The sequence below is a fragment of the uncultured Treponema sp. genome, from assembly GCF_946187725.1.
Lineage (GTDB): Bacteria > Spirochaetota > Spirochaetia > Treponematales > Treponemataceae > Treponema_D.
The window spans coordinates 1-17,607 of the sequence record NZ_CAMHSK010000014.1 but is presented as its reverse complement, the minus strand read 5'-3'; the positions used below and the strand labels follow the sequence as shown (position 1 = coordinate 17,607).

Below are 17,607 nucleotides of genomic sequence, written 5' to 3'. Positions count from 1 at the left end.
TACGGAGATCTCTGCGCTAGGGATTCAGTACATCGCCGTCTACACCCGCTAACGCATTAGCTTTTTCTACTTTACAATTTCCCTTATTGCAGCATTGATGTCAGTTTTTATGACTGGGCGAAGTTTTTTCAAAATCGTATCGGTTATTTTATCAACAAAACTTTCCTCGGAATTGGAAAGAACATTTTGAGGACTTGCATTTTCATCAAAGAGTTTTGACGGGCTGATTTTTAAAACATTCGCAATCAAATCAATTACATCTGGCTGCGGAAAAAAGATTCCTTGCTCAACGCTGTTGATGTAGCCCAACCCCATGTCAATTTCTAGAGTCAGTTGATTCTGAGTTAAGCCACTTTGTTTTCTAAAATACTTCAGATTTCTTATAAAGGTTTCTTTTACAGACATACGATAAATATGGACTCATATGACTTTCTAAAAACTGATTATTTATCTGTAAATAAATTTTAAAAAGTTGCTTTAAATATATTTTAGCATTATTATGTAAGAGAAATAGTCGTTATTTTTGGTATAAATAAGAGTATTGAAGATAAAATATCTGTTTTTACGTAGGTGGAAAATATGGAATGGAAGTTAGAAGAAGACATAATCTGTTGCGAGGTTTGTGTATACGAATATGTCATTAAAAAGAATTCAATAGATATGAATACTTGTATTGAGAATATAAAGCAACACGCGTCTATTTATCAGAGAGAAGTTGGATCAATAAAGGAAAGAATTCAAAATATAAAATATTGGATTGAAGAATTGCAAGTTGAAAACACAATTCCTGTTTCACCGCTTGGACACGCAGCAAAGCAAACGAAACAAGCTTTAATAAACTGTCTTGAAAATGCAGGATATTTGAAATCGACAGGAGAAAATCAATGAAAAAAGTTTTTTCAATAATAATCTTCTTGGTGCTATTGTTACAGTTATATGCACAATCAGTTCCAACTCAAGGATATAGCTATTCAAAACAGCCTTTGAATGTTATGGGATTTACAAAAGCATCTACAATAACACAAGTAAAAAAACAATTAGGAATATGGGGAATAAAATGGAATGTTGCTGAACAAAACAAAAATTGTATTCAAGCAAGAGGTGTAAAATATGAAGGTTTATTTTTTGACTATATAAACTATTATTTTAATGACAAAGGAAAAATAATAGAAATATACTTCTTGCCTGCTGATTCAGAAAATGATGACAGAATATTTAATTCTTTTTCCAGTATAGTAAAAAATTTTCCTTATAGAAATACCTATAGTGTCAAATATAAGTATATAACGAAAGTATATGATGTTTTTAACGGTTATGATGATACAGAGTATGTTGTTCTTGATAATGATTTACTATACTTTGGTTTTTGTTTTAATGGAAGCATATCTAAGCAACATGGAATTTATCCATAAAATTATTACAACTCAAAAGGAATGTACGAGCAGCAGGTTTGGATTGCAGGGGTTCACTCTGATACAAACACAATTATTTTGCAATATCCAGGCAGTAGTAATAACTATACAACAGTGCAAAACGGAGTTTATGTTAAAATTCCTGCTGCAGGTGGTTATCGTTCCGTAAAAACACATAGACATGCAGATGGAAGAGGTGAGAGGGCTGTTCATCACTCATGGCTTTGGATACAGAGGGATGATGGTGTTCAGTTTTGGATTGACCCGACTTGGACGGACAATTGTGGATATGTTGTGTACGGATATATTTCTACAAGTGGTGAGGAAATTCAATGTCGGCCAAATCATAATTATGATTCCCCCCTGTTGACGAAATGCCCTGAATATTTGAATAATCTACCTCTGCCACCAGAAAGGAGCTATAAACAGCCGCCAAGCGATACGGCAAATTCCAGTGACCCGGAAGAAACCATCAGAAACGCAGGAAGATATTACAAAGACATTATTACTGGTAAAGAGTTTTATGCAAGTGATGATGATTTGTATCTTATCTGGTCTGTAGGTGTCCAAACACCTCGTGAAAAACTCTTCGCAGATTCAACAATCGGTCTTGCCTTAAGTTGTGAAAGTGTGCCAATTACAGCAGATGTATGGCACAGTGGTATTTTTATGTGGCAGATTGATTATTATGCCCTTAGCGGAAACAGTGCTTTGCTTTTTGATATAAATATTGGTGAGCAGTTTGGCTGGAATTATTTTGATTTAGGAGTATATGGTGGCGGTGGAATTGGCTGCTTAATGGAAGACTCGTATTTTCCTTTAGGTTCTGGTGCAAGTTTTACATGGAAATGGGATGTTGGTATTCGAGCAATACTCCAGAAAATTTCTTTAAGGGGTGAACTTTCTTACTTGAATAAAGACGATTATATGATAGGAATGTATGTAGGGTTACCTGTAACAAATGGGGATTCAAAATATTAAAAGAAAATGTCCTGTATGGAAGCTTGGCTTGAGCCACGGTGTTCAATGCGCTAGGGATTGTTTCGAACAGAAAATACATCCTTGTATTTTCTGATTCGTACGAGAATTTTCTAGAAGAAAATTCTCTCTTTGCTTTTACCCTACATCCTGTCGGGCTTTTATTAGAACCGCGAAAAGCCCGACCGTGCGCAAGCACGGTAGCGTCCAACATCTTTTTCTGTCACTAAAATACAAATTCATGGCATAATCTTTAATTGAGAAAGGCCCTTTGCTGTCATATACTTTCTAAAATAATTAAATTCTAGGAGTTTAGACTATGGCAAAGGTAGTTACTTTTGGTGAATTGATGCTTCGCATTCAGCCGGCTGATTATTATCGTTTCGTGCAGGTTGATTCAATGACAACAACATTCGGTGGTGGTGAGGCAAATGTTTCTGTTTCTCTCGCAAACTACGGAAATGAATCATATTTCGTTACAAAACTCCCGACTCATGAAATCGGTCAGGCAGCTGTAAACTCACTCCGCAAATACGGCGTTCACACAGAGTACATCGTTCGTGGCGGTCCGCGCGTTGGTATCTACTATAACGAGAAAGGCGCTTCTCAGCGTGGTTCAAAATGTATCTATGACCGAGCAGGCTCTTCAATTCAGCTCGCAAAACCAGAAGAATTCAACTGGAAAGAAATCCTCAAGGACGCAAAATGGTTCCACATCACAGGTATCACTCCGGCTTTGGGACCAAACATGGTAACTGCTTGTATCGAAGCTTGCAAAACAGCTCGCGAAATGGGCATCACAACTTCTTGTGACCTTAACTACCGCGGAAAGCTCTGGACAAAAGACGAAGCCCGCAAAGCAATGACAGAAATCTGTAAATATGTCGATGTCTGTATCTCTAACGAGGACGACGCAAACGACGTGTTCGGAATCAAATCTGAAGGAACTGACACAACTAAGGGAACTTTGAACAACGACGGTTATGTTTCAGTTGCTCGCCAGCTCAAAGAGAAATTCGGCTTCAAAAAAGTCGCAATCACTCTCCGCTCATCAATCAACGCTAACCGCAACGACTGGCAGGCTCTTCTCTACGTTGACGACAAAGACTACGCATTCTCAAAGAAATACGAGATGTGGATTGTTGATCGCGTAGGTGGCGGTGACTCATTCGGCGGCGGACTCATCCACTCACAGCTCAAAGGAATGAGCACGCAGGATTCAATCAACTGGGCAGTTGCAGCATCTTGCTTGAAGCACTCAATCATCGGAGACTACAATATGGTTTCTGAGGACGAAGTTAACAAGCTCGCAGGCGGCGACGGTTCTGGACGAATTCAGCGATAAAAATCTTCGATTTTTATCGTAACGGCAATTCTAACGAGTTGTCGAGCGACAGAAATTACCCACAGATTGTTTATATGTGATTTAGGAAAGACTTTCGGTAATACGAGAGTCTTTTTTTATTTTAAATCCTCACAGAGCTATGGAGAGCACAGAGAGTTGTTCTTGTGACAAAAAGAAATGGGGCAATCAGATTTTCATATGCCCCGCTTTTTTTGTATAGACACTATCATACAAATCTACTATAATATTTTCGAGGTAATCTTATGGCAATCGAGCAGTACACGGAAAGTCTTACTCTTCGCGAAATGAAATGCACAATCGGCGAAAATTCGTTCGGTTATGTCTTTCCACAGGGCGATTGTGAATCTCTCGATAAAATAGAAAATCTTCTCAAAAAAATGGGTGGAAAGCCAAAAGAATGTAGTCTGAGTGATTATTCAGTTACAGGAAGTGGAAAAGCAAAACCTGAATATGTAATCACTTTTAATGACGCTACCTCAACAATCATTGTGGTTGAGTGCAAAAAATCTGTCAAATTTCACCAGTCCGAAGATTGCTCAAAGCCAAAAGATTATGCCGTAGACGGAGTTCTCTTTTACACAAAGCACCTAAAAGAAGAATACAATGTAATTGCTGTTGCCGTGAGCGGAACAAAGAAAAACGAGATTAAGGCAAGCACTTTCTACTGGCAGAAGGGAGCTGATTCGTTTCAAGAATTGAAGAAAATCCAAGATTTGATTCTTGAACCAAAAAACTACATCGAGCTTATAAACGGAAAGAAAATCAAAAAATCATACTCGCTCGATGAGATTCGTGAGACCGCAATCATCATGCACGAAGCCTTGCGCGAAATCAAAGTCACCGAATCTCACAAGCCAATTTTCATCGCAGGAATTTTAATTGCATTGAATGACGATGATTTTTGTAAGAGTTACCAGTCGCTCACATCTTACAAACTCGTCATGCAGAATATTCAGGCGGCAATCGAAAATGTTCTTGCCGAAAGCGACATAAGAAACGAGCGAATCAGCTACATAAAGCAGGTTTTCAAGACCTTGCAGGACAATACGAAATTTCAGGAAATTCCGCTCGGCCACAAAAACTCAATCACTTGGTACATAGAGCAGCTTGAAATGAAAATCAAGCCTATGATGAATTATGCCGACAGCACCCTTGACGCTTTGGGCGTGTTCTACCACGAATTCATCAAGTATTCTGGCGGAGACGGAAGCGGACTCGGCATCGTTCTTACTCCACAGCATCTCACGGAGTTTATGTGCGATTTGGCAGGCGTAAACAAAAACAGCAAGGTCGTGGATATCTGCTGCGGTTCGGCTTCGTTCCTTGTAACGGCAATGAGCCGAATGTTCAAGAGTGCGAATCCTGAAGAAGTTGAGCGAATTCGAAAAGAAGGTCTGTACGGCGTTGAGTTTGACGACGGGCTTTACACGCTCGCAATTGCGAACATGATTATCCGGAAAGACGGAAAATCGAATATCTACAAGGGTGACTGCTTCAACGAAAAAATCACGCAGGAACTCAAAAAAAAGAATATAAACATCGGTCTCATAAATCCGCCATATTCACAGGGTGACAAGGAAGAACTTGAATTCACAGAACATCTGCTTGATATTCTCACTCCCGGTGGAACTGGGGTTGTAGTCGTTCCGATGAGCTGTGCAATCGGCACAAAGTTCAAGACAACTCGCGAGCGTCTTTTCAAACATCACACCCTCAAAGCAGTTTTCTCAATGCCCGACGATATTTTCTATCCGGTGGGAACAACGGTCTGCGTTATGGTCTGGGAAGCACATACTCCGCACGACAGCACACAGGAAACTTTCTTCGGGTACTACAAAAATGACGGATTTGTAAAACGAAAGAAGCTCGGTCGAATCGACGCTTTCAGCAAATGGACAGAAATCGAGAAAAAATGGGTAACGCTCTACCGAAACCGTGATATTGAGGATGGCTTGACAGCACGGAAAAGCGTCACTTGGGAAGATGAATGGCTTTGCGAAGCATACATGAAAACAGATTATTCGACACTCACAGTGGATGACTTTCAGCAGACGATAAATAATTTTTTGGCATACAAAGTAAAATGCGGAGCGGCTTATGAATCTTGATGTCAAAAATTGGAACTATTTTACTCTCGGAGATTTATTTGACTTTCAAAAAGGTAAGAGACTCACAAAATCAGATATGATTTCTGGAAATGTGAACTTTCTTGGAGCTATTAGCGAAAACAACGGTATTCGCGAAAAAATTGACATTCCAAAAAATGAGCTTTGGGAACCAAACTGTATAACTGTAAACTATAACGGAAGTGTCGGAGAAGCCTTTCATCAAGACGAGCCTTTTTGGGCAAGCGATGATGTAAATGTCCTTTATGCAAAAGGCTGGGAGATGAACAAATACAACGCTCTTTTTCTATGCACGATAATCAAGCAGGAACAATACAGATTCTGTTATGGGCGAAAATGGACGCTCGAAAAAATGAAGGAATCCAAAATCAAACTCCCTGTAACGACCACCGGTTCACCTGACTGGAATTTCATGGAGTGCTTCATTAAATCATTGCACCACAAGCTGATTACAACAAAAATCACGAAAAAACCAGCCTCTCCCGATACAAGCAAATGGCAACGATTCCGCTTTGGAGATATAATTTCTTCTATTAATAAGGCACAAGCCTATAATGATGACTATCTGATAAATTCCGATCCAAATTCAAAAGATTCAGTTCCATACATCACAAGAACCGATGAAAAAAATGGTGTAAAATCTTTCGTCAAAAATCAAGAACTTACAGGCATTCAAAGTGGTAATGCAATCGTAATTGGAGATACTACTGCCACAGTTTCATATCAAGAAAATGATTTCATTTGCGGAGACCATATTGTTGTTATCAGAGCCGATTGGCTAAATAAATTCACAGGTCTTTTCATCGTCACATTGCTCCGAAAAGAAAGTTATCGCTATTCATATGGCAGAGCGTTCAAAATGGATATTATCAAAAATACTGTGTTAAAACTTCCGACCACAAAAGACGGCACGCCTGATTACATTTTCATGGAAAATTATATAAAATCACTGCCTTATAGCGACAGAATTTAAAAAGATTCTGATTTTTTTTAGCCTTCCCTCAAACTCCTTCGTATAAATATTTGAACAGGGAATACATCCTTGTATTTCCTGTTCAAACGAGAATTTCTTACGAAATTCTCTCTTTGCTCTTACCCTACATCCCTGTAGGGCATTTCCTTAAAATTGAACCATTACGGAAAAGCAATGGCGAGTCATAGAAGGAGATTTTAGAAAATTATGACAAACGCAGAGATGAAAACAGTTTTGGCAAACGCAGGTGTCGCAGAGACAGAAATCGAGAAAGTATCAGAAAAATTCGATGTAGAGAAAATAACTGAAATCGTAGAAACAGCCTCAACCCCAAAAGAAGCATTTGAAAATCTTCACGCGTTTTATCCTGAACTTGAAGTAGAAAAATTGCAGGAACAGATGGATTTCGTTCAGGCTCAGTTTGAAGCTGCCGTAAACGGCCAGAACAAAGGCGAGACAGTTGAACTTACCGAAAAAGAACTTGATATGGTTTCAGGTGGCGGAATTGGCAGCTGGTTCAAGAACAACTGGAAGAAAATTGCCATTGGAGCTGCAATTGTCGTGGGAGCAGCTTTGATTTGTACTGGAATCGGAGCCGCTGTCGGAGGTGCAATCGGCGGTGCTGTAACAGCAGTTCTCGGCGGAACGGGCGCTCTTTCAAATGTAAACTAAGGAAAATACCATTAGAGGCTTTACATCGAAAGCCAAAAAATGATATAATTTCTTCCACAATAACGGTTGATTATTGCAATCCGTTCCCGCCGACTTAGCTCATCCGGTAGAGCAGCACCCTCGTAACGTGCAGGTGGTTGGTTCAAGTCCGACAGTCGGCTAGCAAAGCTTCTGAACAGACAGAAGCTTTTTTATTTTTAAAGCAAATTGTTAACGGCCAAAGTCTGCTTATTTCTTCAACAAAGCGTATTCGTTATACGCAAGGATGAACGGGCCGACACCTTTTGCATCGTCCTGAACGACAGGCTCGCTCAAATAGTAAGCTACCGTTCCATCGCGGCGGCGGTTTTTCTCAGGACCAAGGCCAGCAACGAGACAGATTCCGCCCAGGCTCAGTTTTCCAGAATCAGTATTGAGATATTTTTTGCAGATTCCTTCAAATGCACGGATTCCGGCTGATTTGTATGATTCTTCGTTCGGAGTTCCGCTTAAAATTCCAGTCCTCAAGCCCTTCAAAAGAGAATATGCAAAGATTGAAGTTCCTGAAGTCTCAAGATAATTGCCCTTTACATCTGGCAAAGCCGGAAGTTGATACCACATTCCGCTCTCATCCTGAATTTTGAGCATTGCATCCTGAAGATTGATGAACATCTGCTTTAAGTGATTCCAGTTATCGCTTCCTTTGTCAGGAGCATGATTCAAAGTGTCGAGCATTGCCATACTGAACCAGCCAAGCGCACGGAGCCAGTAGTTCTGACAGAGACCGGTGTTTTTGTCGCACCAGAAAGCAGATTTTGAGCTGTCGAAGCAGTGATAGTAAAGTCCGTCAGCAGGATTTTTCATCAGTTTTTCTACATTGAAGAACTGATTGTAAATGTCGTCCTTGTTTTTGCCGCCGTTGAAAGTTGCATCGTATTCCATGTAGAACGGCAAGCCCATATAAAGGCCGTCGAGCCAAACCTGATTCGGGTAAATCTCTTTGTGCCAGAAATTGCCTTCTTTTGTGCGTGGCTGAGATTTTACCTGCTCGTAAAGCTTATCGAGAGCGAGGCGATATTTTTCTTTTTTAGTGAGCGCATAGAGAGGGAAAAGATTCTTTCCGCCGTTGATTGAATCGATGTTCCACTCTTCTTTTTTGAAACCGTCGATTGTGCCGTCATCACTGATTCTAAAATCTTCGTAGTAATCCGCAAATTTGAGGAATTTTTCGTCTTTGCTGGTATCGTAAAGCTCCAGAAGAGCCATAATCATGCAACCGTCAATGTAATCCCAGCCAGACTTTTTGCCAGCCCGCGCCTTTTCGATGTTCCAGACAGGAATTTCGGCAGTCGATTTTGTCATCAAATCATCAATATATTGGTCAATTACTTTTGTATCCACGATATGGCTCCTACTTTTTTCAATATTTGTACTTTTACAAGCACTAAGTGCAAAAAATGACAATAGTGCCGTAATTATGCAAGCAAATTTCATCTATATTACATAATAATACGAAAGCAACGGAATAGTAAGGGAAAATTCCTATCAGACCTAGGATTATTGCGTTAAAAACAAAATCACAGTCTGTCTTGTTAAAGCCTACTTTTTTCTATAATATGTACATTATGGCAGATGTAAAGACAGAATTTAAGAATCTTTTGGCTGAAGCAGTCAATAAAATTATCGAAGAAAAAAATATTGAAGCAGAAAAAGCACAGGCAGAAAAGCTCGTCGTGCAGCCTTCTCCAAATCCAGAGATGGGCGACATCGGCTCTCCAATGTTCATGTTCGCGAAATCGCTCAGATTAGCACCACCGCAGATTGCGCAGGAAGTGGCAAAGCTCATTAACGAGAGCGGAAAAGCTGCCGGAATCGGTGAAGTGCTCGCTGTTGGCCCTTATGTAAACCTCAAAATGGACAAAAAAGGTGCCGTAAAGTCAATCCTTACAAAAATCGAAACAGAGGGCGAGAACTTCGGAACTTTGGGCAATGACGGAAAGCCGCACCTTGCCGGAAGCAAAATCATGATTGAGTTCTCTTCACCCAACACAAACAAGCCCCTTCATCTGGGACACATGCGAAACGACGCTTTGGGTGAATCAGTTTCACGCATTCTCAAAAAGGCAGGAGCCGAGGTCTGCAAAGTTGACCTTATCAACAACCGCGGCATCCACATCTGTAAGTCAATGCTCGCATACAAACTCTTCCACGAGAAAAACGGCGACACACCGGAAAGTCTGGGAATGAAGGGAGACCACTTTGTAGGTCAGTGCTATGTTGAATTCGACCGCTACTTGAAGGGCGAAAAGGACAAGCCGGAGACAGCTCACCCTGAGGCACAGGAAATGGCCGAAGAAATGCTTCGAAAATGGGAAGCAGGCGATGAGGAAACCCGAAAGCTCTGGCAGACAATGAACGACTGGACTTTCAACGGCGTAAAAGAAACTTACAATCGCACGGGAGTCAGCTTCGACAAATTCTACTTTGAAAGCGAAACCTACCTCAAAGGAAAGGACGAAATCCAGAAAGGATTGGAAAAAGGCGTATTCTTCAAGGCAGAGGACGGAAGCGTTCGCGTTGACGTAACAGAAGCAGTCGGCAAAGGAAAAGACGGTGAAGACCACGAAAAGGTTTTGCTCCGAAAAGACGGAACATCCGTTTACATCACACAGGACATCGGAACCGCAATCAGCCGCCACTCAGACTGGGCTTTCAACGAGCTAGTTTACGTCGTCGCAACAGAGCAGAACTTCCATTTCAAAGTCCTCTTCTATATTCTCAAAAAACTCGGCTTTGACTGGTCGAACAAACTCTATCACCTCGCTTACGGCCTGGTAAACCTTCCGAACGGTCGAATGAAGAGCCGCGAAGGCACAGTCGTTGACGCAGATGATTTGATTGACTCGCTCCACGCAGACGCACTCAAAGCAATCAAAGAAAAAGGCCGCGAAGAAGAAGTCGGAAACGCAGATGAGGTCGCAGAAAAAGTCGCACTCGCCGCCCTCCACTACTATCTTCTTCAGGTCAGCCCGATTAAGGACATGGTTTTCAATCCGGAAGAATCATTGAGCTTCAACGGAAACACAGGCCCATATTTGCAGTACATGGGAGCACGCATCGCTTCAATCCTGCGAAAGGCCGCAGACGAAGGAACAAGCCCGGCAAGTCCTGAGAACGCAGCAAAACTTCTCAAAGCAGGCGAAGAATGGGATCTGGTAAAACGCCTTGGCGAGTACCCGGAGACCATAGCAAGAGCCGCAACAGCCAAAGACTCGTCAATCATGGCAAACTACATCTACGACATCGCAAAACTCTTCTCAAAATTCTACCAGCAGTGCCCGATTATGAGCGCCGAGACAAAAGAGCTCAAAGAAGCCCGCCTCACACTCGCAAAGGCAACGCTACGGGTGCTCAAAGAAGCAATGGGACTGGTTCTCGTGCCGTATCTGGATCGCATGTAGTCATAAAAACACATTTCGCCGCCTCCGTGCGGCGCATTTTTTTGGAGAAAAACATGACCTTCCTAATCCTCTCCGACATCCACGGAAGCGCAGAATGCCTCGAAACGGCTCTTGCTTCCTTTGAAAGCAAAGTTGACGCAATCATCCTCCTGGGCGACTATCTCAACCACGGTCCGAGGAACCCGCTTCCCCAAGGCTGGGATACTAAGCGCACCGCGGAGCTTTTGAATGCGCGTAAAGAAAAGCTCATCTGCGTGCGCGGTAACTGCGACAGTGAGGTTGACGAAATGATGCTTACCTTCCCCTGTCTCAACGCCTATAGTACAATCGCACTTCCCGCACCAAACGGAATTCGCCGGCTCTTTTTGCACCACGGGCATCTTTATACACACGACGAGCTTTCTACACTTCTTCCCAAAGGTTCAATCGTTCTGAGCGGTCACACTCATGTCACAGAGTTAAAAGAAGAAAAGGGTCTTTTCTATTTTAATCCAGGCTCAATCTCGCTCCCCAAATGCAACGACGGCAAAACCTGCGGAATCCTGGAAGCAGAAAAAGAGAAAGTGAAAATCGGGTTGTATTCTATAGAAGGAAAATTGATTCGCAAGAACGAAGTTTGATTCTCTAAAAGCTTATTATTTCTGTGAAACATTCTATCGCAAACTGGTCAGTGCAGCCTGAGATAAATTCTATGACGCATTTTTTGTAGCTTTCGTTGTCGGTGATGTCGAAAACGGCGGATGTTTCGTAGTTAAGGGGCTTTTTTTGATTCGTCTTTTCGGCATAATTTGAATAGTGAAGAAGCCACTTGCAAAATTCATCACCTAATTTTGGATAGGCACTAAGATGAACCTCGACCGTGCCTTTTTGAACATAGATTTGCGCCCTCATCAGTGTGTTGAAAATCGTTTCAAGGACATTTCTTGCATATTTCTGGAATTCAACAAGTCTCCAGTGATTGTAAATATTCGCATAGCTGAATTTTTTCAGTTCGGTTATAAAGTGAAAGTAGCTTTCTGAAAAAAACAGACCTTCATCGGGATTAGAATTTTCGCACAAATCAACAATCATATCATTAATCAATACACTCGGATTTACAGCCCGCCCGCTTCGATGTGAAAGAGTCTTTCCTGATTTTGTCATTCCAAGCGTTTCGGTGACGATTTCCCTAAGCTGACGGTAACTGCCCATGTCAAGAAGATGATAAGAGCGCGCATCCTGAATGTCACGCCCCAAAAAAGCGATTTTATCACTGATTTTTACGACACAGCCTTCCCAGGTAAATGGCTGAACAAATCCGGGCCGTTTGATTTCGTAAAGATTGATTGCTTCATCACGCGGTTTTACCCCCTGCTGGTCAATTTCGCCGCAATGACAGATTATGCCGTCACGCACAGCGTAAGTCAGATTCAGCGGTCGTTTTATTCCGTTAGGATCATCAAGAGTCTCAATAAAATCAGCAAAGAAAAGGGAATTCCGTTCATGCCAGAATTTTTTGGGAGCATTCGCACCTTCTTTTTTTCCAAGCAAGTCGTTTAAAATATCCTCGCCAGAATGCCCGAACGGTGCATGACCGATATCGTGCCCGATTGCAATCGCCTGAGTAAGTTCCTGATTAAGTCCAAGATATTTTGCAATCGTAGAAGCCACCGAAGCCACATGAAGCACATGTTCCATTCTTGTACAAACATGGTCATTATGGGGTGCAAAAAAGACCTGTGTCTTATGCTTGAGCCTTGAATAAGCCTGACAGTGAAGCAAACGGGTGTAGTCGCGTTCAAATTCAGAGCGGATTCCATTTCCACGAGAGTAGATTGGTATTTCCCTGCTGATAGCCTGCTCATATTTGTGATTCAAGGTGCAAGTCTTTACCGATTCAAAGGAATTTTGCATTTAAAGCCCCCATTTCTAAGCCTTTCCCTATAGAATATCATGAATTCACTCAAAATTGAAAGATTTGATTCTGCGGACAGTTGAAAAATCTTTTTTCAGACAGCATAATAGTTTTTATGAATAACAAAATCCCACACTGGAACCTAAACACACTTTTTTCTTCTATAAATTCACCCGAATACAAGGCCGCTCTTGCTGATTTCACGGCAGGAATGGAAAATCTTGAAAATCTTCTGGAAGCAGCACGCACTTTCATCAAAAATGCAAACGAAAATTTTGATTTTCCGACATGGCTAAAAGGCTTTCTTGAAGCAGACAATAAAGTTGCCGCCCTTTGCGGAACACTCAACGCCTACGCTTACATAATTTATTCAGTCGACACCACGAATACGGCTTACCTCAACAATATCACACAGATTGACAACCTCACGCTGCGCTACAAACAGCTCGACTTGACTTTCAAGTCAGTTTTGCTTGCCAATTCAGGTCGTCTTGAAGATTTTTACAAGCGATTCCCAGAGTTTGAAGATTACCGCTACCTTCTGAACGAAACACTCGAAGAAACCAAACATCAGATGAGCGCGGAATGTGAAAAACTTGCAGGCGAGCTGCAGCAGACCGGCGGAGACGCATGGGACAGACTCCACGAACAGCTGATTTCAAACCTCAAGGATTCAGAAACAGGCAAAACTTTCAACGAACTTCGTAACGATGCCTATTCACCAGATTCTTCGCTCCGAAAATCATCTTACGAAAAGGAAATTGCCCTTCTCAAACAGAACGAAATTGCCTTCGCAGCCTGCCTTGCAAACCTCAAAGGCGAAACCCTCACGCTGAACCGCCGCCGCAAATGGCAGAAGGCACTCGACCGCTCACTTTCTTCGGCACGCCTTTCTCAAAAAACACTGGATGCACTTATCGGCGCAATCGAAGACAGTCTTCCGATGTGGCGAGAATATTTCAGGCTCAAGGCAGATTTCCTGCACAAAAACGGCCAGACCGCAAGCACTGACAAAAACGGACTTGCGTTCTACGACCTTTTTGCTCCAATGTCAAAAGATTCCGAAAAATCAGGAACTTCCCTGCTTTCAAAAGAATGGTCCTTCGACGAAGCACGCGAATACATAATCGAACGATATTCTTCTTTCAGTCCGGCAATGGGAGATTTTGCTAAAAAGGCCTTCGCCGAAAACTGGATTGATGCAGAGGTTCGCGCAGGAAAAGTCGGCGGCGCATACGATGAAGATTTTGCACTCGGACACCAGAGCCGCATCATGACCAACTTCACGGGTGCTTTCAGCGACATCATAACGCTCGCACATGAACTTGGTCACGCATACCATTTTTCATGCATGAAGGGCAAGCCGGCCGCATTCTTCTCTTACCCGATGACACTGGCCGAAACCGCCTCGACCTTTGCAGAAACAATCGTCAAGCAGGATATGATTTCAAAATGTTCTGACAGCGAAAAGATTCAGATTCTCGATTTGGATTTGCAGGATGTTAGCCAGGTCTTAGTCGATATCCTCTGCCGATTCTACTTTGAAAAAAGCGTCTTTGAAGAACGCGAAAATGGCGAGCTTAATTCAGAAGATTTCTGCAGGCTCATGAAGGAAGCACAAGAAAAATCTTACGGCAACGGCTTGAATTCAGAACGCCATGAATACATGTGGGCCGTCAAATCACACTATTACTCAACAGGGCTTGATTTCTACAATTTCCCGTATGCCTTCGGTCAGCTTTTTGCCGCAGGGCTTTACGCACTCTACCAGAAAGAAGGTGCAGAATTTGCCAAAACCTATTCGGAACTTCTTTCACACACAGGTAACATGAGTTGCGAAGATTTATGCAAAAAGTGCGGATTTGACATCACGACAAAAGATTTCTGGAAAAGCGGAATCGAAATGTATTCCCGCGAACTTGAATTACTGAAAAAGCTGGCGTAATCCCAAAGGAAAAGCATAATGATTTACGAGACTATTGAGCTTCCGAATCGAGATAAATCGTCGGCTTGTTTAAAAACATATATAATAGAAAAAAGTACTTTCAACCCGGAACGAAAACGCCCGCTCGTGATTGTAATACCTGGCGGCGGATACGAACACATTGGTCATCGGGAGGGTGAACCTGTCGCACTCCGAATGAATTCGCTTGGATTTCATGCAGCGATTCTAAGTTACGCTGTCGCACCAATGAAATTTCCCGATGCTCTCTGTGATTTGGCGAATGCAGTCGCACTTATCCGTCAAAATGCCGAAAAATGGGCAATCGATTCTTCAAAAATCATCGTGTGCGGATTCTCGGCTGGCGGGCATCTGGCAGCAAGTCTCGGATGCTTTTGGAATTCACGCTTTTTGAAAGATTATGTTCATCACACAAGCGATGAAATTCGCCCGAACTATTTATGTTTGTGTTATCCGGTAATCACTTCTGACAAACGATTCTGTCACGAAGCTTCCATTCAGAATGTAATCGGTTCAATTTCCAAATCCGATTCAGAAAAAATCTGCCGGGAGCTTGGCCACACTGAAATGCGCGATGTCGTCTCGCTCGAAAAGAATGTTTCTACTGATTTTCCGCCGTCTTTTCTCTGGCACACGGTTCACGACGAAACAGTTCCGGCCAAAAACACAATTCTTCTCGCAGATGCGCTCTATGAAAAAAATATCGATTTCGAGTATCATCTATTTAATAGAGGAAAACATGCGCTTTCGCTGGCAAATTCAGAATCAGCACTGGCGGACAGCTCCAACATTGAAAAAGAATGCGCTGTCTGGCCCGAACTTTTTGTAAACTGGTTTGAAGGTTTGCCGTCTATAAATATTTAAGGAGTATAAAATGTCTGTTTTTCAAGCAATTATTCTTGGCGTTTTGCAGGGAATCGCGGAATTCCTGCCGATTTCTTCAAGCGGCCATCTCGCCGTCGCACAGAAACTTTTCGGTTTAAACGATGTTCCACTTCTTTTTGATGTAATGCTTCATCTCGCAACACTTGCGGCCGTAATTCTCTATTTCAGAAAGAAAATCGCCCGCCTCTTCGTGATTCTTTTCCGCTGGATTTTTAAAAATCAAAAGGGGAATGCCTTCCCCTCGCTCCAAACGCAAGCGTTTTCCGCTACCCCTTCTAACGGTGGCTCCGCCCCCGTAACGCCCCCGGAAACAGACCTGCTCACAGGCACGGATGAACTTGGCCGAAAGACAATTCTCGCCGTGATTTTTGCGACTGTCATAACCGGTGCAATGGGAATCGTCACAAGCAAACTGATTCCAGAAATGCCGATAAAAGTCACTTGTGCAGGCTTCCTTTTCACGGCCTGTCTTTTGATTTTCAGCTCTTTCTGGGCAAAAAAACACGACCGCCCGCTCGAAGCAAAAGGAATCTCAATCCGACAGTCACTTTTCATCGGTTTCATGCAGGGAATCGGTACGCTGCCTGGAATAAGCCGTTCTGGTTCAACAATTGCCGGTGCACAGTTCGCAGGAGTAAACCGTGCCGCCGCCGGAGAATTCTCGTTCATCGTTTCAATTCCGGCAATCTTGGGCGCATTCGTGCTCGAAGCAAAAGACTTGGGCGAAGTCGGCAGTCAGATTGGTGCACTTCCAGTTTTCTGCGGATGCATTGCTTCTTTTGCATGGGGCTATCTTTCGCTCTCGATTTTGATGAAGCTTATCCGCAAAGGCAAGCTGGAATGGTTTGCCTGCTACCTGATTCCTCTCGGTATACTCGGCTTGATTTTCTTCTAAAAACATGCCATCTTCAAACGATTTTTACAAAACAAAGTCGCTCGCACAAATGACGGAAGAAGAATGGGAAGCCTTGTGTGACGGATGCGGTCTCTGCTGCTTCCGAAAATTCATCACAGGGCGCGGAAAAAACACAAAAATCCACTTCACAAGAATCGCCTGTGACCTTCTCGACTTAAAAACCTGCCGCTGCACAGACTACGAAAACCGCTTCAAAAAGCAACCAGAATGTTCCCACCTCACAAAAAACAATGTCGGAAAATGTGACTGGCTCCCGGAAACATGCGCATACCGCCGCCTATACTACAAAAATCCTCTCCCCGACTGGCATCCTCTTATAATCGGCAGCTTCGAAAGCGTAAAAAAAAGCGGAATAATGATCCAAAACGGCATACACGAATGCGATGCCGGAGAAGAAAACTGGGAAGACTATGAGATTGACGGACAAGCATAAAAATCCATAAGCTAAAAACGCAACAAATCAAAAAAAATTGTAAAAATATTCAAGATTTTATGTTAGAATATCCCCATGAAATATCGAAGAAAGGAAATCATTGAGGCTGTTCAGTGGAACGGCAAAAATCAGTCAGAAATAAAAACCTTCGCCAGTCAGTTCGCAATGTTCGACTATGCCGATATGGACAAAGACGGCACCCTTGATGCAGTCCTCAAAGTCAAAAACGCAGAAAAAATCGAAAAAGCCAACCTCGGCGATTATGTAGTTCGTGGCAAAAAAGGCGATTTTTACATCATAAAACAATCCGATTTCGAAGCAATATACGAAAAGGACGAGTAATATTCTCGCAGTTCCCCAGCCGCTAAAACGAAAGTGCATATGAGAAAATTGTTCCAAAAGCAATATCAATTTGTACAAAAATAAATATTGTTTTTAATACAAATAAATATTGACAAAAAGAAATATTTATACTATTCTAACAGAACATTGAACGACGCTGGGTAGAGCAGTTGGCAGCTCGTCGGGCTCATAACCCGGAGGCCGTAG

At 42.4% G+C, this 17,607-nt stretch carries 17 protein-coding genes and 1 tRNA gene; 15 read left to right on the top strand and 3 right to left on the bottom strand.

Annotated features, from left to right (window positions below):
- Positions 1-66: 66 nt before the first annotated feature.
- Entirely contained in the window at positions 67-405 is a 339-nt protein-coding gene (locus Q0Q74_RS07225; RefSeq protein WP_294429673.1) for a helix-turn-helix transcriptional regulator, read from the bottom strand.
- A gap of 174 nt (positions 406-579) precedes the next feature.
- On the opposite strand from Q0Q74_RS07225, the gene Q0Q74_RS07220 reads away from it, so the two are divergent.
- The 8 genes from Q0Q74_RS07220 (at position 580) to Q0Q74_RS07185 (ending at position 7,688) form a co-directional block, all read left to right on the top strand.
- Positions 580-888, top strand: coding sequence for a hypothetical protein (locus Q0Q74_RS07220; protein WP_294429672.1), 309 nt, complete (start codon positions 580-582; stop codon positions 886-888).
- Positions 885-1,412, top strand: coding sequence for a hypothetical protein (locus Q0Q74_RS07215; RefSeq protein ID WP_294429671.1), 528 nt, complete (start codon positions 885-887; stop codon positions 1,410-1,412). The genes Q0Q74_RS07220 and Q0Q74_RS07215 overlap by 4 nt, the downstream gene beginning before the upstream one ends.
- Before the next feature lie 21 nt (positions 1,413-1,433).
- Positions 1,434-2,393, top strand: a complete 960-nt coding sequence (locus Q0Q74_RS07210; protein ID WP_294429669.1) for a hypothetical protein — start codon at positions 1,434-1,436, stop codon at positions 2,391-2,393.
- Positions 2,394-2,709: 316 nt separating this feature from the next.
- Entirely contained in the window at positions 2,710-3,735 is a 1,026-nt protein-coding gene (locus tag Q0Q74_RS07205) for a sugar kinase (RefSeq protein WP_294429668.1), read from the top strand.
- A gap of 263 nt (positions 3,736-3,998) precedes the next feature.
- Positions 3,999-5,864 (top strand): N-6 DNA methylase, encoded by a 1,866-nt coding sequence (locus tag Q0Q74_RS07200; RefSeq protein WP_294429667.1) that lies wholly within the window; start codon positions 3,999-4,001, stop codon positions 5,862-5,864.
- Positions 5,854-6,855 (top strand): restriction endonuclease subunit S, encoded by a 1,002-nt coding sequence (locus Q0Q74_RS07195; protein ID WP_294429666.1) that lies wholly within the window; start codon positions 5,854-5,856, stop codon positions 6,853-6,855. Before Q0Q74_RS07200 ends, Q0Q74_RS07195 begins: the two co-directional genes overlap by 11 nt.
- Positions 6,856-7,062: 207 nt before the next feature.
- Positions 7,063-7,527, top strand: a complete 465-nt coding sequence (locus Q0Q74_RS07190) for a hypothetical protein (protein WP_294429665.1) — start codon at positions 7,063-7,065, stop codon at positions 7,525-7,527.
- Between the two features lie 88 nt (positions 7,528-7,615).
- Positions 7,616-7,688: transfer RNA gene (locus Q0Q74_RS07185), tRNA-Thr, on the top strand.
- A 67-nt stretch (positions 7,689-7,755) separates the two neighbouring features.
- Here Q0Q74_RS07185 and Q0Q74_RS07180 read toward each other — a convergent pair.
- A complete protein-coding gene (locus tag Q0Q74_RS07180) occupies positions 7,756-8,907 on the bottom strand; it encodes a glycoside hydrolase family 88 protein (RefSeq protein WP_294429664.1) in 1,152 nt (383 codons plus the stop codon).
- A gap of 224 nt (positions 8,908-9,131) precedes the next feature.
- Between Q0Q74_RS07180 and argS the strand changes: the two genes are divergently transcribed.
- Positions 9,132-10,967 carry an arginine--tRNA ligase gene (argS, locus tag Q0Q74_RS07175; RefSeq protein ID WP_294429662.1) on the top strand — a complete coding sequence of 612 codons (1,836 nt, stop codon included), beginning with the start codon at positions 9,132-9,134 and terminating at the stop codon, positions 10,965-10,967.
- Between the two features lie 53 nt (positions 10,968-11,020).
- Positions 11,021-11,587 (top strand): phosphodiesterase, encoded by a 567-nt coding sequence (yfcE, locus tag Q0Q74_RS07170; RefSeq protein WP_294429661.1) that lies wholly within the window; start codon positions 11,021-11,023, stop codon positions 11,585-11,587.
- A 4-nt stretch (positions 11,588-11,591) separates the two neighbouring features.
- Here yfcE and Q0Q74_RS07165 read toward each other — a convergent pair whose 3' ends face one another.
- Positions 11,592-12,860 (bottom strand): HD domain-containing protein, encoded by a 1,269-nt coding sequence (locus tag Q0Q74_RS07165; RefSeq protein WP_294429660.1) that lies wholly within the window; start codon positions 12,858-12,860, stop codon positions 11,592-11,594.
- A gap of 116 nt (positions 12,861-12,976) precedes the next feature.
- Here Q0Q74_RS07165 and Q0Q74_RS07160 point away from each other — a divergent pair, with 116 nt between their 5' ends.
- The 5 genes from Q0Q74_RS07160 (at position 12,977) to Q0Q74_RS07140 (ending at position 17,400) form a co-directional block, all read left to right on the top strand.
- Positions 12,977-14,806, top strand: a complete 1,830-nt coding sequence (locus Q0Q74_RS07160; protein ID WP_294429659.1) for a M3 family oligoendopeptidase — start codon at positions 12,977-12,979, stop codon at positions 14,804-14,806.
- Between the two features lie 18 nt (positions 14,807-14,824).
- Complete coding sequence (locus Q0Q74_RS07155; RefSeq protein ID WP_294429657.1) at positions 14,825-15,688, top strand: alpha/beta hydrolase; 864 nt, start codon at positions 14,825-14,827, stop codon at positions 15,686-15,688.
- Positions 15,689-15,698: 10 nt separating this feature from the next.
- Entirely contained in the window at positions 15,699-16,604 is a 906-nt protein-coding gene (locus Q0Q74_RS07150; protein WP_294429656.1) for an undecaprenyl-diphosphate phosphatase, read from the top strand.
- Positions 16,605-16,608: 4 nt separating this feature from the next.
- Complete coding sequence (locus Q0Q74_RS07145) at positions 16,609-17,058, top strand: YcgN family cysteine cluster protein (protein WP_294429655.1); 450 nt, start codon at positions 16,609-16,611, stop codon at positions 17,056-17,058.
- Between the two features lie 75 nt (positions 17,059-17,133).
- Positions 17,134-17,400, top strand: a complete 267-nt coding sequence (locus Q0Q74_RS07140) for a hypothetical protein (protein ID WP_294429654.1) — start codon at positions 17,134-17,136, stop codon at positions 17,398-17,400.
- Positions 17,401-17,607: the final 207 nt, after the last annotated feature.

What these genes read in the sequence shown, in the direction of transcription:
- Q0Q74_RS07200 (WP_294429667.1), top strand. Translation starts at nt 3,999, where the DNA reads ATGGCAATCGAGCAGTACACGGAAAGTCTTACTCTTCGCGAAATGAAA.
- Q0Q74_RS07155 (WP_294429657.1), top strand. Translation starts at nt 14,825, where the DNA reads ATGATTTACGAGACTATTGAGCTTCCGAATCGAGATAAATCGTCGGCT.
- Q0Q74_RS07210 (WP_294429669.1), top strand. Translation starts at nt 1,434, where the DNA reads ATGTACGAGCAGCAGGTTTGGATTGCAGGGGTTCACTCTGATACAAAC.
- Q0Q74_RS07225 (WP_294429673.1), bottom strand. Translation starts at nt 405, where the DNA reads ATGTCTGTAAAAGAAACCTTTATAAGAAATCTGAAGTATTTTAGAAAA.
- Q0Q74_RS07215 (WP_294429671.1), top strand. Translation starts at nt 885, where the DNA reads ATGAAAAAAGTTTTTTCAATAATAATCTTCTTGGTGCTATTGTTACAG.
- Q0Q74_RS07160 (WP_294429659.1), top strand. Translation starts at nt 12,977, where the DNA reads ATGAATAACAAAATCCCACACTGGAACCTAAACACACTTTTTTCTTCT.
- Q0Q74_RS07140 (WP_294429654.1), top strand. Translation starts at nt 17,134, where the DNA reads ATGAAATATCGAAGAAAGGAAATCATTGAGGCTGTTCAGTGGAACGGC.
- argS (WP_294429662.1), top strand. Translation starts at nt 9,132, where the DNA reads ATGGCAGATGTAAAGACAGAATTTAAGAATCTTTTGGCTGAAGCAGTC.
- Q0Q74_RS07190 (WP_294429665.1), top strand. Translation starts at nt 7,063, where the DNA reads ATGACAAACGCAGAGATGAAAACAGTTTTGGCAAACGCAGGTGTCGCA.
- Q0Q74_RS07150 (WP_294429656.1), top strand. Translation starts at nt 15,699, where the DNA reads ATGTCTGTTTTTCAAGCAATTATTCTTGGCGTTTTGCAGGGAATCGCG.
- Q0Q74_RS07205 (WP_294429668.1), top strand. Translation starts at nt 2,710, where the DNA reads ATGGCAAAGGTAGTTACTTTTGGTGAATTGATGCTTCGCATTCAGCCG.
- Q0Q74_RS07220 (WP_294429672.1), top strand. Translation starts at nt 580, where the DNA reads ATGGAATGGAAGTTAGAAGAAGACATAATCTGTTGCGAGGTTTGTGTA.
- Q0Q74_RS07195 (WP_294429666.1), top strand. Translation starts at nt 5,854, where the DNA reads ATGAATCTTGATGTCAAAAATTGGAACTATTTTACTCTCGGAGATTTA.
- Q0Q74_RS07165 (WP_294429660.1), bottom strand. Translation starts at nt 12,860, where the DNA reads ATGCAAAATTCCTTTGAATCGGTAAAGACTTGCACCTTGAATCACAAA.
- yfcE (WP_294429661.1), top strand. Translation starts at nt 11,021, where the DNA reads ATGACCTTCCTAATCCTCTCCGACATCCACGGAAGCGCAGAATGCCTC.
- Q0Q74_RS07145 (WP_294429655.1), top strand. Translation starts at nt 16,609, where the DNA reads ATGCCATCTTCAAACGATTTTTACAAAACAAAGTCGCTCGCACAAATG.